Origin of the sequence: Streptomyces sp. YIM 98790 (assembly GCF_011421595.1) — a bacterium.
GTDB lineage: Bacteria > Actinomycetota > Actinomycetes > Streptomycetales > Streptomycetaceae > Streptomyces.
Window position 1 is genome coordinate 1 of the sequence record NZ_WTLH01000026.1, and the last position, 17,514, is coordinate 17,514.

The 17,514-nt window shown below is 74.2% G+C and carries 11 protein-coding genes and 1 pseudogene; 8 read left to right on the forward strand and 4 right to left on the reverse strand.

Features of this window, described 5'->3' with window-relative positions:
• Positions 1-241 (forward strand): annotated as a pseudogene (locus GQS09_RS29190) (helicase); the annotation flags it as partial.
• On the opposite strand, the gene GQS09_RS07135 reads toward GQS09_RS29190, so the two are convergent.
• Entirely contained in the window at positions 189-2,648 is a 2,460-nt protein-coding gene (locus GQS09_RS07135) for a DEAD/DEAH box helicase (RefSeq protein WP_165985144.1), read from the reverse strand. The pseudogene GQS09_RS29190 and the gene GQS09_RS07135 overlap by 53 nt on opposite strands.
• A gap of 184 nt (positions 2,649-2,832) precedes the next feature.
• Between GQS09_RS07135 and GQS09_RS07140 the strand changes: the two genes are divergently transcribed.
• The 5 genes from GQS09_RS07140 to GQS09_RS07160 all read left to right on the forward strand — a co-directional run bounded on the left by GQS09_RS07140 (position 2,833) and on the right by GQS09_RS07160 (position 9,280).
• Positions 2,833-3,174: an STAS domain-containing protein gene (locus GQS09_RS07140; protein WP_165985145.1), complete on the forward strand. Its 342-nt coding sequence runs from the start codon at positions 2,833-2,835 to the stop codon at positions 3,172-3,174.
• 238 nt (positions 3,175-3,412) lie between these two features.
• The gene (locus tag GQS09_RS07145; RefSeq protein ID WP_165985146.1) at positions 3,413-3,838 is read left to right on the forward strand and encodes an ATP-binding protein; all 426 of its coding nucleotides are present in this window, start codon (positions 3,413-3,415) and stop codon (positions 3,836-3,838) included.
• Positions 3,839-4,330: 492 nt separating this feature from the next.
• A complete protein-coding gene (locus GQS09_RS07150; RefSeq protein ID WP_165985147.1) occupies positions 4,331-6,778 on the forward strand; it encodes a sodium-translocating pyrophosphatase in 2,448 nt (815 codons plus the stop codon).
• Positions 6,779-6,936: 158 nt separating this feature from the next.
• A complete protein-coding gene (locus GQS09_RS07155) occupies positions 6,937-7,677 on the forward strand; it encodes a small secreted protein (RefSeq protein WP_165985148.1) in 741 nt (246 codons plus the stop codon).
• A 43-nt stretch (positions 7,678-7,720) separates the two neighbouring features.
• Positions 7,721-9,280 carry a methyltransferase gene (locus GQS09_RS07160; protein ID WP_313896026.1) on the forward strand — a complete coding sequence of 520 codons (1,560 nt, stop codon included), beginning with the start codon at positions 7,721-7,723 and terminating at the stop codon, positions 9,278-9,280.
• A 215-nt stretch (positions 9,281-9,495) separates the two neighbouring features.
• Here the strand turns inward: GQS09_RS07160 and GQS09_RS07165 are convergent, their stop codons facing one another.
• The 3 genes from GQS09_RS07165 to GQS09_RS07175 all read right to left on the reverse strand — a co-directional run bounded on the left by GQS09_RS07165 (position 9,496) and on the right by GQS09_RS07175 (position 10,958).
• Complete coding sequence (locus GQS09_RS07165) at positions 9,496-9,741, reverse strand: TM2 domain-containing protein (RefSeq protein WP_165985150.1); 246 nt, start codon at positions 9,739-9,741, stop codon at positions 9,496-9,498.
• A 193-nt stretch (positions 9,742-9,934) separates the two neighbouring features.
• Complete coding sequence (locus GQS09_RS07170) at positions 9,935-10,414, reverse strand: DUF2752 domain-containing protein (RefSeq protein WP_399552435.1); 480 nt, start codon at positions 10,412-10,414, stop codon at positions 9,935-9,937.
• 70 nt (positions 10,415-10,484) lie between these two features.
• Positions 10,485-10,958: a TM2 domain-containing protein gene (locus GQS09_RS07175; protein ID WP_313896027.1), complete on the reverse strand. Its 474-nt coding sequence runs from the start codon at positions 10,956-10,958 to the stop codon at positions 10,485-10,487.
• 324 nt (positions 10,959-11,282) lie between these two features.
• On the opposite strand from GQS09_RS07175, the gene topA reads away from it, so the two are divergent.
• Together topA and tmk are read left to right on the forward strand one after the other, a co-directional pair.
• A complete protein-coding gene (topA, locus tag GQS09_RS07180) occupies positions 11,283-14,135 on the forward strand; it encodes a type I DNA topoisomerase (protein ID WP_165985153.1) in 2,853 nt (950 codons plus the stop codon).
• 97 nt (positions 14,136-14,232) lie between these two features.
• Entirely contained in the window at positions 14,233-17,292 is a 3,060-nt protein-coding gene (tmk, locus tag GQS09_RS07185) for a dTMP kinase (protein WP_165985154.1), read from the forward strand.
• Positions 17,293-17,514 lie beyond the last annotated feature (222 nt).

Below are 17,514 nucleotides of genomic sequence, written 5' to 3' on the forward strand. Positions count from 1 at the left end.
GCGGCAGCGGGCGGCCACCGCCGCCGATCTGGCCGCGCTGGCCGCGGCCGAGCGGGCGCTGTCCGGAGCCGCGGCCGGCGAACCGGCGGCCGTGTGCGGCCGGGCCCGGGAGGTGGCCGCGGCACAGGGCGCCCACCTGGTGCGGTGTGCCGTGCCGTGGTCCGGCGCCGCCGATCTGTCCGTGGAGGTCAGGGCCGGTCCGTACCGGGTGCGGGCGCGCTCCCGCGCAGCAGTGCCGTGAGCACCCGTATGGCGCCCCGCTTGTGCAGCGGCTCGTTGCCGTTGCCGCACTTGGGGGACTGGATGCAGGACGGGCAGCCGTGGTCGCACTCGCAGGCGGCGATGGCGTCCCGGGTGGCGGTGAGCCACTCCCTGGCGGTGTGGAAGCCGCGCTCGGCGAAGCCCGCGCCGCCCGGGTGCCCGTCGTGGACGAAGACCGAGGGAAGGAGGGTGTCGGGATGCAGCGCGGTGGAGACGCCGCCGATGTCCCAGCGGTCGCAGGTGGCGAACAGCGGCAGCATGCCGATGGCCGCGTGCTCGGCGGCGTGCAGCGCTCCGGGCAGGAGCTCGGGTCCGATGCCGGCCGCTTCGAGCTGGTCCTCGGTGAGGGTCCACCACACGGCCCGGGTGCGCAGGGTGCGCGGCGGCAGGTCGAGCCTGGTCTCGCCCAGCACCTCGCCGGTGACCAGCCTGCGCCGCAGATAGGACACCACCTGGTGGGTGACCTGCACCGAGCCGAAGCACAGCCGGGCCTCGCCCCAGGGGATCTCCCGCTCGGTCTCCAGCACGCCGATCTCGGTGGTGTCGCGCGGCCAGGTGCTCCACGGCGGGCTGGACTCCTCGACCAGCGCCACATGGCCCGCCAGGTCCAGGTGGCGGACCACGTAGCTGCGGCCCTGGTGGAGGTGGACCGCGCCCTCGTGCACCGCGGTGTGCGCCGCGGCCTGGTCCACGGTGCCCAGCAGCCGCCCGGTGGCCTCCTCGACGACCTGCACCTGCTCACCGCCGCTGCCGCGGATGTCCACCAGGCCGGCGGGCCGCTCCCGTCTGGTCCAGTACCAGGCGGTGCCCCGGCGGCGCAGCAGGCCCCGCCCCGCCAGCTTCTCGGCCAGCGCCGCCGCGGACGGCCCGAACAGTGCCAGCCCGTCCCCGGTGAGCGGCACCTCGGCAGCCGCCGCGCACAGGTGCGGCGCCAGGATGTACGGGTTGGCCGGGTCCAGCACGGTGGACTCCACCGGGCGGCGGAAGAGGGCATCGGGGTGGTGGACCAGATAGGTGTCCAGCGGGTCGTCACGGGCCACCAGCACGGCCAGCGCGCCCTGCCGGTGCCGGCCCGCCCGCCCGGCCTGCTGCCACACCGAGGCCCGGGTGCCGGGGTAGCCGGCCAGCAGCACCGCGTCCAGCCCGGCGACGTCCACGCCCAGCTCCAGGGCGTTGGTGGCGGCCAGCCCCAGCAGGCCGCCGCTGTGCAGGGCGCGCTCCAGGGCGCGGCGCTCCTCCGGCAGATAGCCGCCCCGGTAGGCGGCGACCCGCCGGCCCAGCGCCGGGTCCCGGCGGCCGAGCTGCTCCTGGGCGATGACCGAGATCAGCTCGGCCCCCCGGCGGGAGCGGACGAACGCCACGGTGCGCACCCCGTGCCCCACCAGGTCGGTGAGCAGCTCGGCGGCCTCGGCGGTGGCGGTGCGCCGCACCGGGGCGCCGCGCTCGCCCCGGCCCTCGGTCAGCGGCGGCTCCCAGAGCGCGAAGACCAGTTCGCCGCGCGGCGACCAGTCCTCGGTGATCTCGGTGACCGGCACGCCGGTGAGGCGCTCGGCGGAGACGGCCGGCTCGGCGGTGGTGGCGGAGGCCAGCAGGAAGGCGGGTTCGGTGCCGTAGTGGGCGCACACCCGGCGCAGCCGCCGCAGCACCTGGGCCACGTGCGAGCCGAAGACGCCCCGGTAGACGTGGCATTCGTCCACCACCACATAGCGCAGCGAGCGGAGGAAGGAGGACCAGCGGCGATGCCCGGGCAGCAGCGAGCGGTGCAGCATGTCCGGGTTGGTGAGCAGCAGATTGGCGTGCCGGCGGGCCCAGGTGCGTTCCTCGGGCGGGGTGTCGCCGTCGTAGCACACGGCCCGCACGGCGGCCGGTCCCAGCGGCCCGGCCAGGGATTTCACCGCGCGCAGCTGATCGGCGGCGAGCGCCTTGGTGGGAGCCAGGTAGAGCGCGGTCGCGGTGGGGTGCCCGGTGGTGCCCCCGGCGGTGCCCCGGGCCCGGCGGGCCGCGGCACGCCCGGCGGCGGGGGCGGCTTCCGGGGCGGTTTCGGGGGTGATGAGGGCGTTGAGCACCGGCACCAGATAGCAGAGCGACTTGCCCGAGGCGGTGCCGGTGGCCACCACCACCGACTCCCCGTCCAGCGCGCGGGCGACGGCCTCCGCCTGGTGGCGCCAGGGGCGGTCGATGCCGGCCGCCGCCAGGGCCGCGGCCAGATCCGGGTGCACCGTCTCCGGCCAGGGGGAATGCCGGGCCGGACGAGCGGGCACATGCTCTGTGTGGGTGACACGTCCCGCGCGTTCGGCGCCGCTGCTCAGACGATCGAGCAGGGCGCGTGGCGCGGGGCGGACCGCCGCACCGCCGACAGCGGCGGCCGGGGCTTCTTCGTGGGACATCACCACGAGTGTGGCACCCGGCTCTGCCAGGTGTGGTTGTCACCGGTCCGACGGACAATGGCGCTAAGTCGTCGTCCCGGACCGGCGGTAAGTGATTGAATGCCATCGCGGCTGCCGAATCCGTCCCCGTGCCGCGCGGGGTCTTGCCGGGCGACCGTACGTTGGCTGAGGTGCTGGAGGTTCCGTGGACCTGTCCCTGTCGACCCGTTCCGTTGGCGACCGGACGGTCGTCGAGGTAGGCGGCGAGATTGACGTTTACACCGCGCCCAAGCTGCGCGAACAGCTGGTCGAGCTGGTGAACGAGGGCAACCATCACCTTGTGGTGGACATGGAGCGGGTCGATTTCCTCGACTCCACGGGCCTCGGTGTGCTGGTCGGCGGGCTGAAGCGGGTGCGGGCCCAGGAGGGGTCGCTGCGTCTGGTGTGCAACCAGGAGCGCATCCTGAAGATCTTCCGGATCACCGGTCTGACCAAGGTCTTCCCCATCCACGCCACGGTGGACGAAGCCGTCTCGGCGACCGACTGACCCGGCCGTCCGGCCGCCGCCCCCCGCGCGCCGTGCAGGCGCGCGAGGGGGGAGCCCGCCCGACCGGGCACGCCGCCTGTGCACGCCGAGCGGCGGTCGGCCCGGCCGGGAGGTGGGCCCTGCGCCGGACCAGAATCACCAACGCTGCGACACAAGCATCACCCGGATGCCGCTCCAGGCCCGTCCGTACCCGGCCGGCCGCCGGGGCGGCATCCGGACGCCGACCTGGAGGGGAATCATGGCCACCGTCGAACTGCGCTTCAGCGCCTCTCCGGAGCATGTACGGACCGCACGGCTGGTGGCCGCGGCGGTGGCCCGCCGCGCCGGGGTGGACGAGTCGGTCCTGGACGAGCTGAGGCTGGCGGTCGGCGAGGCCTGCAGCCGGGCCGTGGGCCTGCACGCGGTGCACGGCCTGACCACGCCGGTGCGGGTGACCCTGAGCGAGGGCGAGACGGCGTTCTCCATCGAAGTGGGGGACGACGCGCCGCTGCCCGGCGCGGCGGCCCCCGGCGGCCCGGCCGCCGGGCAGTCCGGGGAGGGCGAGGCGGACGAGCTGGGCCTGGCGGTGATCCGCGGCCTGGTGGACGATCTGGAGGTCACCTCGGACGCGCGCGGCGGGCTGATCCGGATGAGCTGGCCCGCCAAGCCGCCCACCCTGACCTGACCCCCGGGCGGGTCCCGGCCCGGCTCCCGGCCCGGCTCCCGCCCGTTCCACGGCCCGCCCGCCCACCCTCCTGCACACCCCGGCGACGGCGACGCCGGGGCGGCCGACGGGGGCCCGTCACGCTCCGGCCATCCTTCCGGCCCCCGCCGTCGCCGTCCGGTCCTCTCCGGGCCTGCGTGCCGCGGCAGAGGCATGCCGCGTGTGCATGAACCAAGCCGTGCTGCGGTGCGCCTGTTTGACTCCCTGAATCCCGACGACCAGGGAGTTTTTGCGTTGTGGATCTTTTTCGTGATCACTCGTCCGGCTGAACCACATGAATAATGATGGAGCTTTTCGTAACTCCATCCGCCCTTCCGGTATTCGCTCTGGTCTTTGCCAGTGAATTGCCCTACGTGGCCCCTGTCTGAATTCGGGTCCTCTCTCTACACTCCGGCCACACCTGTGTGTACTGGAGCAGCCCGAGCGTCAAGCCCGAGCGTCAAGGAGGACGAAATGGTGGGGTCACCAACCCCCCTGGGGAGTCTCACCGGGGCAGCGTCAGCAGCCGAGCTCACTAGCGGTAACCGTGTACTGGTCCTGGTCATCGCGGTGATCGCCGCGGCAGCCCTGGCACTCGCCGTGGTTCTGGTCAGGCAGGTCCTGACCGCGGACGAGGGCACCGACAGCATGAAGCAGATCGCCGCCGGCGTGCAGGAAGGCGCGAACGCCTACCTCGCCCGGCAGTTGCGCACCGTCTCCGTCTTCGCGGTGATCGTGGTGTTTCTGCTCCTTCTCCTTCCCGCCGACGACTGGAATGAGCGCATCGGCAGGTCACTCTTCTTCGTGATCGGCGCCGCATTCTCCGCGGGCACCGGCTACCTGGGAATGTGGCTGGCGGTGCGCAGCAATGTGCGGGTGGCCGCGGCCGCCCGCGAGGCCAATCCTTCCTCCGACGGCTCGGAATCCTCTCCCGCCGCAGTCGAGGCCGTCCGCCACAAGGCCATGAAGATCGCTTTCCGCACCGGCGGCGTGGTCGGCATGTGCACCGTCGGCCTCGGCCTGCTCGGCGCCACCTGCGTGGTGCTGGTCTACGCCGCCGACGCGCCCAAGGTGCTGGAGGGCTTCGGCCTGGGCGCCGCGCTGATCGCGATGTTCATGCGGGTCGGCGGCGGCATCTTCACCAAGGCCGCGGACGTCGGCGCCGACCTGGTGGGCAAGGTCGAGCAGGGCATCCCGGAGGACGACCCGCGCAACGCCGCCACCATCGCGGACAACGTCGGCGACAACGTCGGCGACTGCGCCGGCATGGCGGCCGACCTGTTCGAGTCCTACGCCGTCACCCTGGTCGCCGCGCTGATCCTGGGCTCGGTGGCGTTCGGCGACGCCGGCCTGGCCTTCCCGCTGCTGGTGCCCGCCATCGGGGTGCTCACCGCCATGCTCGGCATCTTCGTGGTGCAGCCGCGCGCCGGCGACCGCACCTCGATGACCGCCATCAACCGCGGCTTCTTCATCTCCGCGGGCGTCTCCCTGGTGCTGGTGGCGATCGCCGCCTTCGTCTACCTGCCCGGCACCTTCGCCGAGCTGACCGGCGCCTCCGAGGAGATCCTCGGCCACGACGCCGACCCGCGCTGGTTCGCCCTGGCCTCGGTCGCCATCGGCATCCTGCTGGCCGCGGTGATCCAGCAGCTCACCGGCTACTTCACCGAGCCGTCCCGGCGCCCGGTGCGGGACATCGGCAAGACCTCCCGCACCGGCCCGGCCACCGTGGTGCTCTCCGGCTTCTCCCTCGGCCTGGAGTCCGCGGTGTACACCGCGCTGCTGGTGGCGCTCGGCGTCTACGCGGCCTTCGCGCTGGCCGGCGGCACCATCATGCTGTCGCTGTTCGCGGTGGCGCTGGCCGGCACCGGGCTGCTCACCACGGTCGGCGTGATCGTCGCCATGGACACCTTCGGGCCGGTGGCCGACAACGCGCAGGGCATCGCCGAGATGTCCGGCGACGTGCACGGCGGCGGCGCCCAGGTGCTGACCGACCTGGACGCGGTCGGCAACACCACCAAGGCGGTCACCAAGGGCATCGCCATCACCACCGCGGTGCTGGCCGCCGCCGCGCTGTTCGGCTCCTACCAGGACGCCGTCATCGAGGCGGTGCGCGACGCCCAGCTCACCGCCTCGCAGATCGCCGACGAGACCGGCCTGTCGCTGGACATCTCCTACCCCAGCAACCTGGTGGGCCTGATCATCGGCGCCTCCGTGGTGTTCCTGTTCTCCGGGCTGGCGATCAACGCCGTCTCCCGCTCCGCCGGCTCGGTGGTCTACGAGGTGCGGCGCCAGTTCCGCGAACACCCCGGGATCATGGACTACTCGGAGAAGCCGCAGTACGGCAGGGTGGTCGACATCTGCACCCGGGACTCGCTGCGCGAGCTGGCCACCCCCGGCCTGCTGGCGGTGATGGCGCCCATCGCGGTCGGCTTCGGCCTGGGCATCGGCGCGCTGGGCGCCTACCTGGCGGGCGCGATCGGCACCGGCATCCTGATGGCCGTGCTGCTCGCCAACTCCGGCGGCGCCTGGGACAACGCCAAGAAGCTGGTGGAGGACGGGCACCACGGCGGCAAGGGCAGCGAGGCGCACGCCGCCACCGTCATCGGCGACACCGTCGGCGACCCGTTCAAGGACACCGCCGGCCCGGCCATCAACCCGCTGCTGAAGGTGATGAACCTGGTGGCGCTGCTGATCGCCCCGGCGGTGGTGGCGCTCTCCTACGGCGACGACGCCAGCGCGCCGCTGCGCGGCCTGATCGCCGGTCTGGCCGTGGTGATCATCGTGGGCGCGGTCTACGCCTCCAAGCGGCGGGACATCACGGTCGGCGACGACAACCCCGAGGACGGGGCGGAGCCGCCCGGCGGCGGCACGGGCCCCGGGAACGCCGCCCGGGCCGTGGCCGGGCCGGCCGGAAAGGAGTAGCCCCGGGCCGCGGGCGCCCGCCCGGTGCCGGAGACCTCCGCTCCGTGCCGGGCGGTCGACATCGAGTGACGAGCGCCGGGCGGGCGGTGTGCCGATGGCACGCCGCCCGCCCGGCGGTGCTAGGTTCCGGGGCCGAACCGGCAGAAGGGACCGAAACGGTGAAGAAGAAGCTCGCGACGGGGGTGTCCGGCTGGCTCTCCGCCTGCATGCTGCTCGTCCTGACCCTCACCGGGTGTTCGGACGACAGCGCGGGGAAGCGCGAGGCATGGGCCCGTACCTTCTGCGATCTGCGGCAGCCGCAGGCGGAGAAGATCGCCGCCGCCCACCGGTCGATCGCCGAGGTCAGCGAACGGGAGGACGCCACCCCGGAGGAGGTCAAGGAGGTCGACGTCCAGGCCTACCAGGACCTCTCCGAGGCCTATGCGGCGCTCTCCGACGCGCTCGGCGAGGCCGGTGACCCGCCGGTGGAGGACGGTGCCCAGCTGCGCGAGGACGCCCAGGGCGAGCTGCAGGCCCTCTCCGACGCGTACGAGGGGCTCCAGTCCGTGGCGGAGGAGCTGGACACCTCGGACCGCGCCAAGTTCGCCGAGGGCCTGCGGGAGCTGGCGGGCAAGGTGGAGGAGCTGACCCGGTCCGGGGACGCGGCGCTGAGCGAGCTCCAGTCCGGCCGGCTGGGCGAGGCGCTGGCCGCACAGCCGAGCTGCCAGACCCCCACCCCGGGCCCGCCGGACACCGGGGACACCGGGGACACCGGGGACACCGAGGGCACCGGGGACAGCGAGGGCTCGGCGGACACCGAGGGCTCCGGGAACGGCGGGGACGGCGGGGACGATGCGGCCCGGGACGAATCCGAGGAGGACCCGGAGAGCGGGGAGAGCGCCGGGAACGGGCAGGGGTGACCGGCACGGAAGGGAGAGCCCCTTCCGGGGCGAGGATGGACCTGTGACCAAGACCGAACTGCCCGTCGCCGGCCCGGACACCGCCCGGCTGCGCGACGCCCTGCTGTCCGCCTCCTTCACCGCCGACGGCGTGCTGGAACTGCTCGGCGCCCCCGCCTACGCGGCACTGGCCCGCAACGAGACCGTGCCCGCGCTGCGCACCACCCGGGACGGTTCCCCGCTGTCCGCGCTGATCCGCCTCTTCCTGCTCCAGCAGCCCGTGCCGCTCCGCCGTGCCGCCGCCGCGCTGCCCGTCCTGGACGCCGCGCTGGCCGACGGCTGGCTGCACCGGGACGGGGACGAGGTGCGCGCCACGGCCGACGTCCGCCCCTTCTCCGGCCCGGACGGCCAGGACTGGTGGATCGTCTCCGACCTCGGCTGCGCGGTGGGCGGCGCGGCCGGCAGCCGCGGCCGGGACCCGGACGTGGTGCTCGGCGTCGGCGGCGCCTCCACGACCCTGGCGCAGATCACCGTGGACGGCCCGGTGGGCCGCGCCCTGGACGTCGGCACCGGCTCCGGCATCCAGGCCCTGCACCTGTCGCAGCGCGCCGCCCGGGTCACCGCCACCGACGTGAACCCGCGGGCGCTGCGCGCCGCGCGGCTGACCCTGGCGCTCTCCGGGGCGCCCGGGGCCGAACTGCGGCAGGGCTCGCTGTACGAACCGCTCCGCACCTCCCGGGGCCGGGGCGGCAGCGCGGGTGATGAGCGGTACGACCTGATCGTGTCCAATCCGCCGTTCGTGATCTCGCCGCCCGGCGCGGACGGCCGGCTGACCTACCGGGACGGCGGCATGCCCGGCGACGAGCTGTGCCGCGCCCTGGTGCGCGGCTGCGCCGCCCACCTCACCGAGGGCGGCTGGTGCCAGCTCCTGGCCAACTGGGAGCACGTGGCGGGCGAGGACTGGCGGGAGAGGGTGGCCGCCTGGGTGCCGGACGGCTGCGACGCCTGGATCGTGCAGCGCGAGCAGCAGGACGTCACCGAGTACGCCGAGCTCTGGCTGCGGGACGCCGGGCTGCACCCGGACGGCGAGGAGTACGCCGCCCGGTACGACGCCTGGCTGGAGGAGTTCGCGGCACGCCGCACCACCGCCGTCGGCTTCGGCTGGATCACCGTCCACCGCACCGGCAGCGGCAGCGGGGCCTCGGGCTCGGCCGTGGTCGCCGAGGAGTGGCCGCATGCGGTGGAGCAGCCCCTCGGCCACGCCGTCCGGGACCACTTCACCCGCCAGGCGTTCCTGCGCGACCACGACGACGCCGCACTGCTCCAGACCCGTTTCCGGCTCGCGCCCGGCGTGGTGCAGGAGCAGATCGGCGAGCCGGGCGCGGAACATCCCGAGCATCTGGTGCTGCGTCAGCGGCACGGCATGAGGCGGGCGATGACGGTGGACACGGTGGCCGCCGGACTGGCCGGAAGCTGCGACGGCAGCATGACCGCCGGCACCCTGGTGGACGCCATCGCGCGGCTGCTGGAGGAGGACCCGGTGGTGCTGCGGGCCGCCGCGCCCGATGTGCTGCGTTCCCTGGTGGAGCAGGGCTTCCTGCGCCCGGCCCCGGCCGGGGGCTGAGCACCGCGCTCGGCCCCGCCGTCCCGCCGTCCGGCCGCCCCGGCGTCCGGCCGCCCCGGCGTCCCGGTGTCCCGCGCGGTCCCGTGCCGGGCCCGGAAACGCGGGCGGGCCGTGCGGGAGGAACCCGCACGGCCCGCACCGGGTGCCGCCGTGATGCCGTGATGCCGGACGGTGCGACGGCCGGAGCCGTCACCGCGGCGTCGGCGTGCCCGCGCTCAGGGCTTCAGGATGCGGCCCTGGGCGTCGGTACGGTCGTTGCTGGTGAGGAAGAGGATGCCGTCGATCAGCGCCCACACGCCGAGGCCGCCGCAGGTCAGGAGCTGCGCGATGGCGATGCCGGTGTGACCCGTGTACCAGCGGCCGGCGCCCAGGCCGCCGACCAGGATCTGCAGGATCCCGGCGACCATCTTCGACTTCTCGGAGTACGGCTGGCCGTTGGGGGCGGTCTCGTAGTTGGCCATGATGTGTGTGACCTCTATCTGGTGTTCCGTTGAGCGGTTTGACGGATGAAACGGTTGCTCATGGACGGGAACTTCTGTGCCATGAGCATCGTTTGTGACCCCTCACACCGGCGCGCGGTTGCGGAATTCGGCAGATCTTGATGCAACCGTGATCTCATCGGCTTTTCGCCATGATCGTTTCCTCTGCTGTATCTCAGCCGGTGAGATTGCGGACCACCGTCCAGAGCACGGCCAGACCCAGGACGACCGCCGTCCCGGCGGTACCGATCCGCGGCTTCCACCGCCGCCCGCGCACCCCCTCGTACAGCCAGCGCCCGCCCAGATACGCGCCCAGCGGCATGCCGAGCAGCAGCAGTGCGGCATTGTCGTGAAAGGCCGCGGCGAAGTCCCCGTGCATCAGGTCGTAGGCCATCCGGGTGCCGCCGCAGGCCGGGCAGAGCAGACCGGTGGCCCAGTTGAACGGGCAGCGCGGCAGCAGCTGACCGCCCTGGTGCGGATCGGTGTGCCACAGATGGACGCCGCCCGCCAGGCCCGCGCCCAGCACCGCCAGCGGCGGCACGGCCGGATGCGACAGCCACCCGGGCAGCGGCAGGGACCGCGAGGACCGCCGCGGCGGCGGCGACGACGGCGACGGCGACGGCGGCGACGGCGGCCGTGACGTGGCCCGCGGCACGGGCCCGGGCTGCGGCGGCGCGGTACGCGCGGGCGTCGGTGTCTGGGTCATGCCTGCCACCCCGGCGGGCTCAGCTCGACCGCAGCACGCGGCCGTCGGAGTCCGTGACGCCGTCCTTGACCAGCAGGTAGATGCCGTCGATCAGCGCCCAGATGCCCAGGCCGCCGCAGGTCAGCAGCTGTCCCACGGCCAGGCCGTAGTGACCGGTGTAGAAACGCCCCGCACCCAGGCCGCCCACCAGCAGCTGGAGCAGCCCGGCCACCAGCTTGGTCTTGGAGGAGTACGGCCGGCCGTAGGCGTCGTAGCCGTACGGCGCGTTCGGGTCGTAGCCGTACGCCGCCTGCTGCGGCGGGTAGCCGGCGGACCCCGCCTGCGGGTAGCCGTAGCCGGGCTGCCCCTGCGGCGGCGGCTGCTGCTGGTAGGGGTTGTTCCCCACGGGCGGCGGGTAGCCGTAGCCCGGCTGTCCGGGCTGGCCCGGCGCTCCGGTCTGACCGGGCTTGCCCGGCTGCTCGGACGGCTGTCCGTAAGGGTTCGGGTTGGACACGTCTCCCCCTGAGGGTCGATTCTTCCGTAAGGGTCGGAAGCCGGCAGGACGCACAGTGCCCGGGGCGGCGGCCCGGCACTGCGGCCGGTCCGCTCCGCACCGCACGGATCCGGGGTGACCGGCCACGCACATCCTGCCAGGGGCGATCGGGCGGCGGGAATGCCGGTCGTTCGGTTACCGTCGGAAGGCGTTGTGGGGTATTCCCGTTTGACACGCATGCGGGAGGTACCGTCACACTCCGCAGACAGCCGTATGTTCCCGGGCCGCCGCCCGGGGGAGCCCGGAAGGGCCGACACCGACCGGAGAGAGAAGAGCGAGAAGACGTTGTCCCCGACCAGCGACACCGCGAAGGGCGGACGCCGACTTGTGATCGTCGAGTCGCCTGCCAAGGCCAAGACGATCAAGGGCTACCTCGGCCCGGGGTATGTGGTCGAGGCCAGCGTCGGGCACATCCGCGACCTGCCGAGCAGCGCCGCCGAGGTGCCGGCCAAGTACAAGGGCGAGCCGTGGGCCCGCCTCGGGGTCAACGTGGACGAGGGCTTCGCACCCCTCTATGTGGTCAACAGCGACAAGAAGGACCAGGTCAGGAAGCTCAAGGAGCTGCTGGCCGAGTCCGACGAGCTCTACCTCGCCACCGACGAGGACCGGGAGGGCGAGGCCATCGCCTGGCACCTTCAGGAGGTGCTCAAGCCCAAGGTGCCGGTGCGCCGGATGGTCTTCCACGAGATCACCCGGGACGCCATCCAGGCCGCCGTGGCCAATCCCCGCGAGCTGAACCAGCGGCTGGTGGACGCCCAGGAGACCCGCCGCATCCTGGACCGGCTCTACGGCTTCGAGGTCTCCCCGGTGCTGTGGAAGAAGGTCATGCCCCGGCTGTCGGCCGGCCGGGTGCAGTCCGTGGCCACCCGGCTGGTGGTGGAGCGGGAGCGGGAGCGGATCGCCTTCCGCACCGCCGAGTACTGGGACCTGACCGGCACCTTCGCCCGCGACCCGGAGACCGCCGAGACCTTTGCCGCCCGGCTGGTCACGGTGGACGGCCGGCGCGTCGCCCAGGGCCGCGACTTCGGCCCGGACGGCCGGCTCAAGAGCGGCAGCGCCGGCGTGCTGCACCTGGACGAGCAGGCCGCCCGCGCCCTGGCCGCCGCCCTGGAGCGGACCGCGTTCGCGGTCCGCTCGGTGGACTCCAAGCCCTACCGCCGCTCGCCCTCCGCGCCGTTCCGCACCACCACCCTCCAGCAGGAGGCCTCCCGCAAGCTCGGCATGGGCGCCAAGGTCACCATGCAGGTGGCCCAGCGGCTGTACGAGAACGGCTTCATCACCTATATGCGGACCGACTCCACCACCCTCTCCGAGACGGCGGTGGCGGCGGCCCGCGCACAGGTCACCCAGCTCTACGGCTCCGGCTACCTGCCGGACAAGCCCCGCACCTACGCCAGCAAGGTGAAGAACGCGCAGGAGGCGCACGAGGCGATCCGGCCCTCCGGCGACCGCTTCCGCACCCCGGCCGAGACCGGGCTGCGCGGCGAGGAGTTCCGCCTCTACGAGCTGATCTGGAAGCGCACCGTCGCCTCCCAGATGAAGGACGCCACCGGCCAGTCCGTCACCGTGCGGGTCGCCGGCACCTCCGCCGACGGCCGGGACTGCGAGTTCACCGCCTCCGGCACCATCATCACCTTCCACGGCTTCATGAAGGCCTATGTGGAGGGCTCCGACGACCCGGCCGCCGAGCTGGACGACCGCGAGCGCCGGCTGCCGGCCGTGACCGAGGGCGACGCCCTGGCCGCCCGCGCCATGGCGGTGGACGGCCACGCCACCAAGCCGCCCGCCCGCTACACCGAGGCCACCCTGGTCAAGGAGCTGGAGGAGCGGGAGATCGGCCGCCCCTCCACCTACGCCTCGATCATCGGCACCATCCTGGACCGCGGCTACGTCTTCAAGAAGGGCACCGCGCTCGTCCCGTCCTGGCTGTCGTTCGCCGTGGTCAACCTGCTCAAGCAGCACTTCGGGCAGCTGGTCGACTACGACTTCACCGCCAAGATGGAGGACGACCTGGACCGCATCGCGGCCGGCGACACCGAGGCCGTGCCGTGGCTGCGCCGCTTCTACTTCGGCGAGGACGCCGGGGGCGGCGACCACCTGGCCGGGCTGAAGGACCTGGTCACCGACCTGGGCGCGATCGACGCCCGGGAGGTGTCGTCCTTCCCGGTGGGCGACGGCGTGGTGCTGCGGGTCGGCCGCTACGGGCCGTACCTGGAGGCGCCGCCCGAGCCCGGCGCCGATCCGGAGGCCCCGGCCCGGCGTTCCGACGTGCCGGAGGATCTGCCGCCGGACGAGCTGACCCTGGAGAAGGCCCGGGAACTGCTGTCCCGGCCGACCGGCGACCGCGAGCTGGGCACCGACCCGGCCACCGGCCACCTGATCGTCGCCAAGGAGGGCCGCTACGGGCCCTACGTCACCGAGGTGCTGCCCGAGGACGTGCCCCGGACCGGGAAGAACGCGGTCAAGCCGCGCACCGCCTCGCTGTTCAAGTCGATGAGCACGGACACCGTCACCCTGGAGCAGGCGCTGAAGCTGCTCTCCCTGCCCCGGGTGGTCGGCACCGACCCGGAGAGCGGCCAGGAGATCACCGCGCAGAACGGCCGCTACGGCCCGTATCTGAAGAAGGGCACCGACTCGCGCTCGCTGAGCAGCGAGGAGCAGATCTTCACGATCACCCTGGAGGAGGCGCTGGCCATCTACGCCCAGCCCAAGCAGCGCGGGCGGGCCGCGGCCAGGCCGCCGCTGAAGGAGCTGGGCGAGGACCCGGCCACCGGCCGGCCGGTGGTGGTCAAGGACGGCCGCTTCGGCCCGTACGTCACGGACGGCGAGACCAACGCCACCCTGCGGCGGGACGACGATCCGCAGGCCATCACCCCGGAGCGCGGCTTCGAACTGCTGGCCGAGAAGCGGGCCAAGGGGCCGGCGAAGAAGACGGCCAAGAAGACCGCCGCGAAGAAGACCGCAGCCAAGAAGACGGCCGCCAAGAAGACCGCGGCGAAGAAGACGGCCGCCAAGACCACGGCCAAGAAGACCACGGCCAAGAAGACGGCCGCCAAGACCACGGCCAAGAAGACAGCGGCGAAGAAGACGGCCGCGGCCGGGACGACCGCCGCCGCCACCCGGGAGGCCTCCGGCTGACCGTGTCGCCGAAGCGACATATCACTGGGCCCGCATTCTCGCGCGCATGTTCGGGGAGAGTGGCGGACCAGTGGGTGCGGACCGATACGCTGGCCGAATGACGCGAGCAGAGCAACCGAAGGTTGTTGACCCCACCGCTGGCGCCACCGACGAGACGCTCGCGGCGGACTCACGGCAGCGGGCGGTGCGCGCCCTGCTGCGCGTGCCGGACCTGCGCCGCCTGTGGGAGGCGCAGTTCTCCGGCGGCGTGGCGGACGTCGTCGCCACCCTCGCCCTGCTGCTCCTGGCCGTCCAGGCCGCCGCGGCCGGCGGCGGCGTCTTCGGGGACGACGACCGCGCGTTCTTCCTGGCCCTCACCGTGGCCATCGCCACCCGCCTGGTGGCCGGCCTGCTGTTCGGCGCGGTGCTGCTCGGGCCGCTCGCCCGGCTCGTCTCCGGCAGCGGCCCGCTGGACCGCCGCTGGACCATGGTGGGCGCCGACACCCTCCGCGTGGCCGCACTGATCGTCGCCCCGCTGTGGATCGACTGGGCACCCGGCAGCGCCTACATCTGGATCCTGGTGACCCTCTTCGTCACCGGCGCCGCCGAGCGCGTCTGGGTCGTCACCCGGGACAGCGCCGCCCCCGCGCTGCTGCCGGCACCCCCGCCCGAGGGCGCCGCGGTCCGCCCGCTGCCCGACCACCCCGAGGCGCTGCGCCGGCTCTGGCTGCGCACCGCGTTCCTCTCCGTGCCGCTGGGCGCCGCCGCCCTGGTGCTCGCCTCCCTGGTGAGCAACCTGCTGGCCACCGGGCTGGACTGGTTCGGCACCCACCAGGCCGCGCTCGCCTCCTACGTCGCGGCCGGCTTCTTCGCCGCCTCCGTCTCCGGCCTGATCTTCCTGAAGCTGCCCGGCAGCGAGACCCCGCGCCCGCGCTCCCCGCTGGAAGGGCTGCGCCGCCCCTCCGCCGGGACCGTACCGGAGAAGGGCCGCACCGGCGCCGTGCCGCTGCTGGTCGCCGGCTGCGCCGCGCTGACCGCCGGCATCGCCGCCGCGGTCGCCCTGGCCGTGCCCCGCGCCCTCTTCCTGGGCGGCGGCCCGGTCTCCTACGGACTGCTGGTGCTCGCCCTCACCGGCGGCACGGCCCTCGGCATCCGGCTGGCACCCCGCGCACTGCCGGGGCTGACCCGGCGCCGGCTGCTGGCGGTGACGGTGGCCGTCACCGGACTCGGCCTGTTCGCCGTCGGCCTGGTCTCCGACCCGGCCACCGTGCTGTTCTGCGCGCTGCTCACCGGCCTCGCCGCCGGGCTGGCCGCCCGCACCGGCCACACCCTGCTGGACCAGGAGACCGAGGAGTTCCGGCGCCCCCGGCTGACCCAGCACCTGCACGCCGTGCTGCGCCTGGCCGTCGCGCTGGCCGCACTGGCCGGTCCGCTGCTCGCCGCCCTCATCGGGCACCACCGGGTGGAGCGCGGCGACTTCGTCATCGACCAGGGCGGTGCCGGCTTCGCGCTGATGATCATCGGTGCGCTGCTGCTGCCGGTCGCCGCCCTGCTGCTGCGCGCCACCGACGACCGGCGCGGCGTGCCGCTGCGCCAGGACCTGCGCCGCGCCCTGCACGACCCGGAGCCGGAGCTCGCCCCGTCCGAGAACGGCTTCTTCCTCGTGGTCGAGGGCGGGGACGGGGCAGGCAAGACGACCCAGGTCGAGGCGCTCGCCGAGTGGATAAGGGCCAAGGGCCACGAGGTGGTCGTCACCCGGGAGCCGGGCGCCACCCCGCTGGGCCAGCGGCTCCGGTCCATCCTGCTCGACGTCGCCTCCGGCGGGCTGTCCCACCACGCCGAGGCGCTGCTCTACGCCGCCGACCGGGCCGAGCACGTGGCCACGGTGGTCCGGCCCGCGCTCGCCCGCGGCGCCGTCGTGATCAGCGACCGCTACATCGACTCCTCCGTCGCCTACCAGGGCGCCGGGCGGGATCTGTCCGCCACCGAGGTGGCCCGGATCTCCCGCTGGGCCACCGGCGGCCTCGTGCCGCACCTCACCGTGCTGCTGGACATCTCCCCGGAGACCGCCCGGGAACGCTTCACCGAGGCCCCGGACCGCCTGGAGTCCGAGCCCAGCGAGTTCCACCAGCGGGTCCGGGGCGGCTTCCTCGCCCTGGCCGCCGCCGACCCGGCCCGCTACCTGGTCATCGACGCCGGCCAGGACCCGGAGTCCGTCACCACGGCCGCCCGGCACCGGCTCGACCAGATGCTTCCGCTCTCCGAGGCCGAGCACAAAGCCCTGGAGGAGGCCCGCAAGAAGGCCGAGGAGGAGGCCCGCCGGCGCGCCGAGGAGGAACGCAGGCGCAAGGAGGAAGAGGAACGCCGGGAGCGCGAGCGGCAGGCCGAACTCGCCCGGCTGCGCGCCGAGGAGGAGGCCCGCAGGAAGGCCGAGGAGGAGGAGCGCCGGCGGCGCGAGGCCGAGGAGCGCCGCGCCGAGGCCGCCCGGCAGGCCGAGGAGGCCCGCCGCCGCGCCGAGGAGATGCGGCGCCAGGCCGAGGAGGAACGCCGCCGCCGGGAGGCCGAGGAACGGGCCCGCCAGGAGGAGGCGCGGCTGAGGCGCCAGGCGGAGGAGGAGGCCCGGCTGCGCCGGGAGGCCGAGGAGCGCCGCCGGGAGAAGCAGCGCAAGGCCGAGGAGGCCCTGCTGCGGGCCGAGCAGGCCCGCCGAGCCGCCGAGGCCGAGGCCGCACAGTCCGGCCCGTCCGGCCCGTCCGGCCCGTCCGGCCCGTCCGGCCAGGCTGCCGCCGCCCCGCCCGAGGCCGAGACCACCCGCCTGCCCAAGGCGCAGCCGCGGCCGCAGCCGGAGCAGCAGCCCCCCGCCGCCTCCCCGGACGACGAGACCACCGTGCTGCCCCGGATGAAGCAGGACGGCTCCGGCCCCGAGGACGAGACCGCGGTCCTGCCCCCGGTGTCCGAGGACGAGACGGCCGTGCTGCCGTCCGTCGGCCCGGCGGACGAGACCGCACGCCTGCCGCGCGCCGAGCGTCCGCCGTGGGCCGAGGAGACCCCGCTGGACGACCTGCCCACGCTCGCCGACGAACTGCTCGGCCCCCGCGACGACGACGCGGACGCCGGCCCGGACGGGGACGACGACGCGGACGGCGGCGGCCGGGGCCGCCGGGGCGGCCGCCGCCGCTGACCGGACCACGGGGCATCGCCGCTCCGTGCCCGGCCCCGTCCGGCCTGCCCTGTCCCTGCCCTGTCCCGTCCCGGCCGGACCCGGCCGGGACGGGACAGGACGCGGCCGCCCCTGCGCCGGTGGCACCGGCTGTCAGTCCCACCCCCCACAATGGGTCACGCCCCTCCACCGCGGCACCACGGCCCGGCGGCACGGCGGCACCGCGGCACGGCAACAAGGAAG

What these genes read in the sequence shown, in the direction of transcription:
- GQS09_RS07135 (WP_165985144.1), bottom strand. Translation starts at nt 2,648, where the DNA reads ATGTCCCACGAAGAAGCCCCGGCCGCCGCTGTCGGCGGTGCGGCGGTC.
- GQS09_RS07145 (WP_165985146.1), top strand. Translation starts at nt 3,413, where the DNA reads ATGGCCACCGTCGAACTGCGCTTCAGCGCCTCTCCGGAGCATGTACGG.
- GQS09_RS07150 (WP_165985147.1), top strand. Translation starts at nt 4,331, where the DNA reads ATGGTGGGGTCACCAACCCCCCTGGGGAGTCTCACCGGGGCAGCGTCA.
- GQS09_RS07165 (WP_165985150.1), bottom strand. Translation starts at nt 9,741, where the DNA reads ATGGCCAACTACGAGACCGCCCCCAACGGCCAGCCGTACTCCGAGAAG.
- tmk (WP_165985154.1), top strand. Translation starts at nt 14,233, where the DNA reads ATGACGCGAGCAGAGCAACCGAAGGTTGTTGACCCCACCGCTGGCGCC.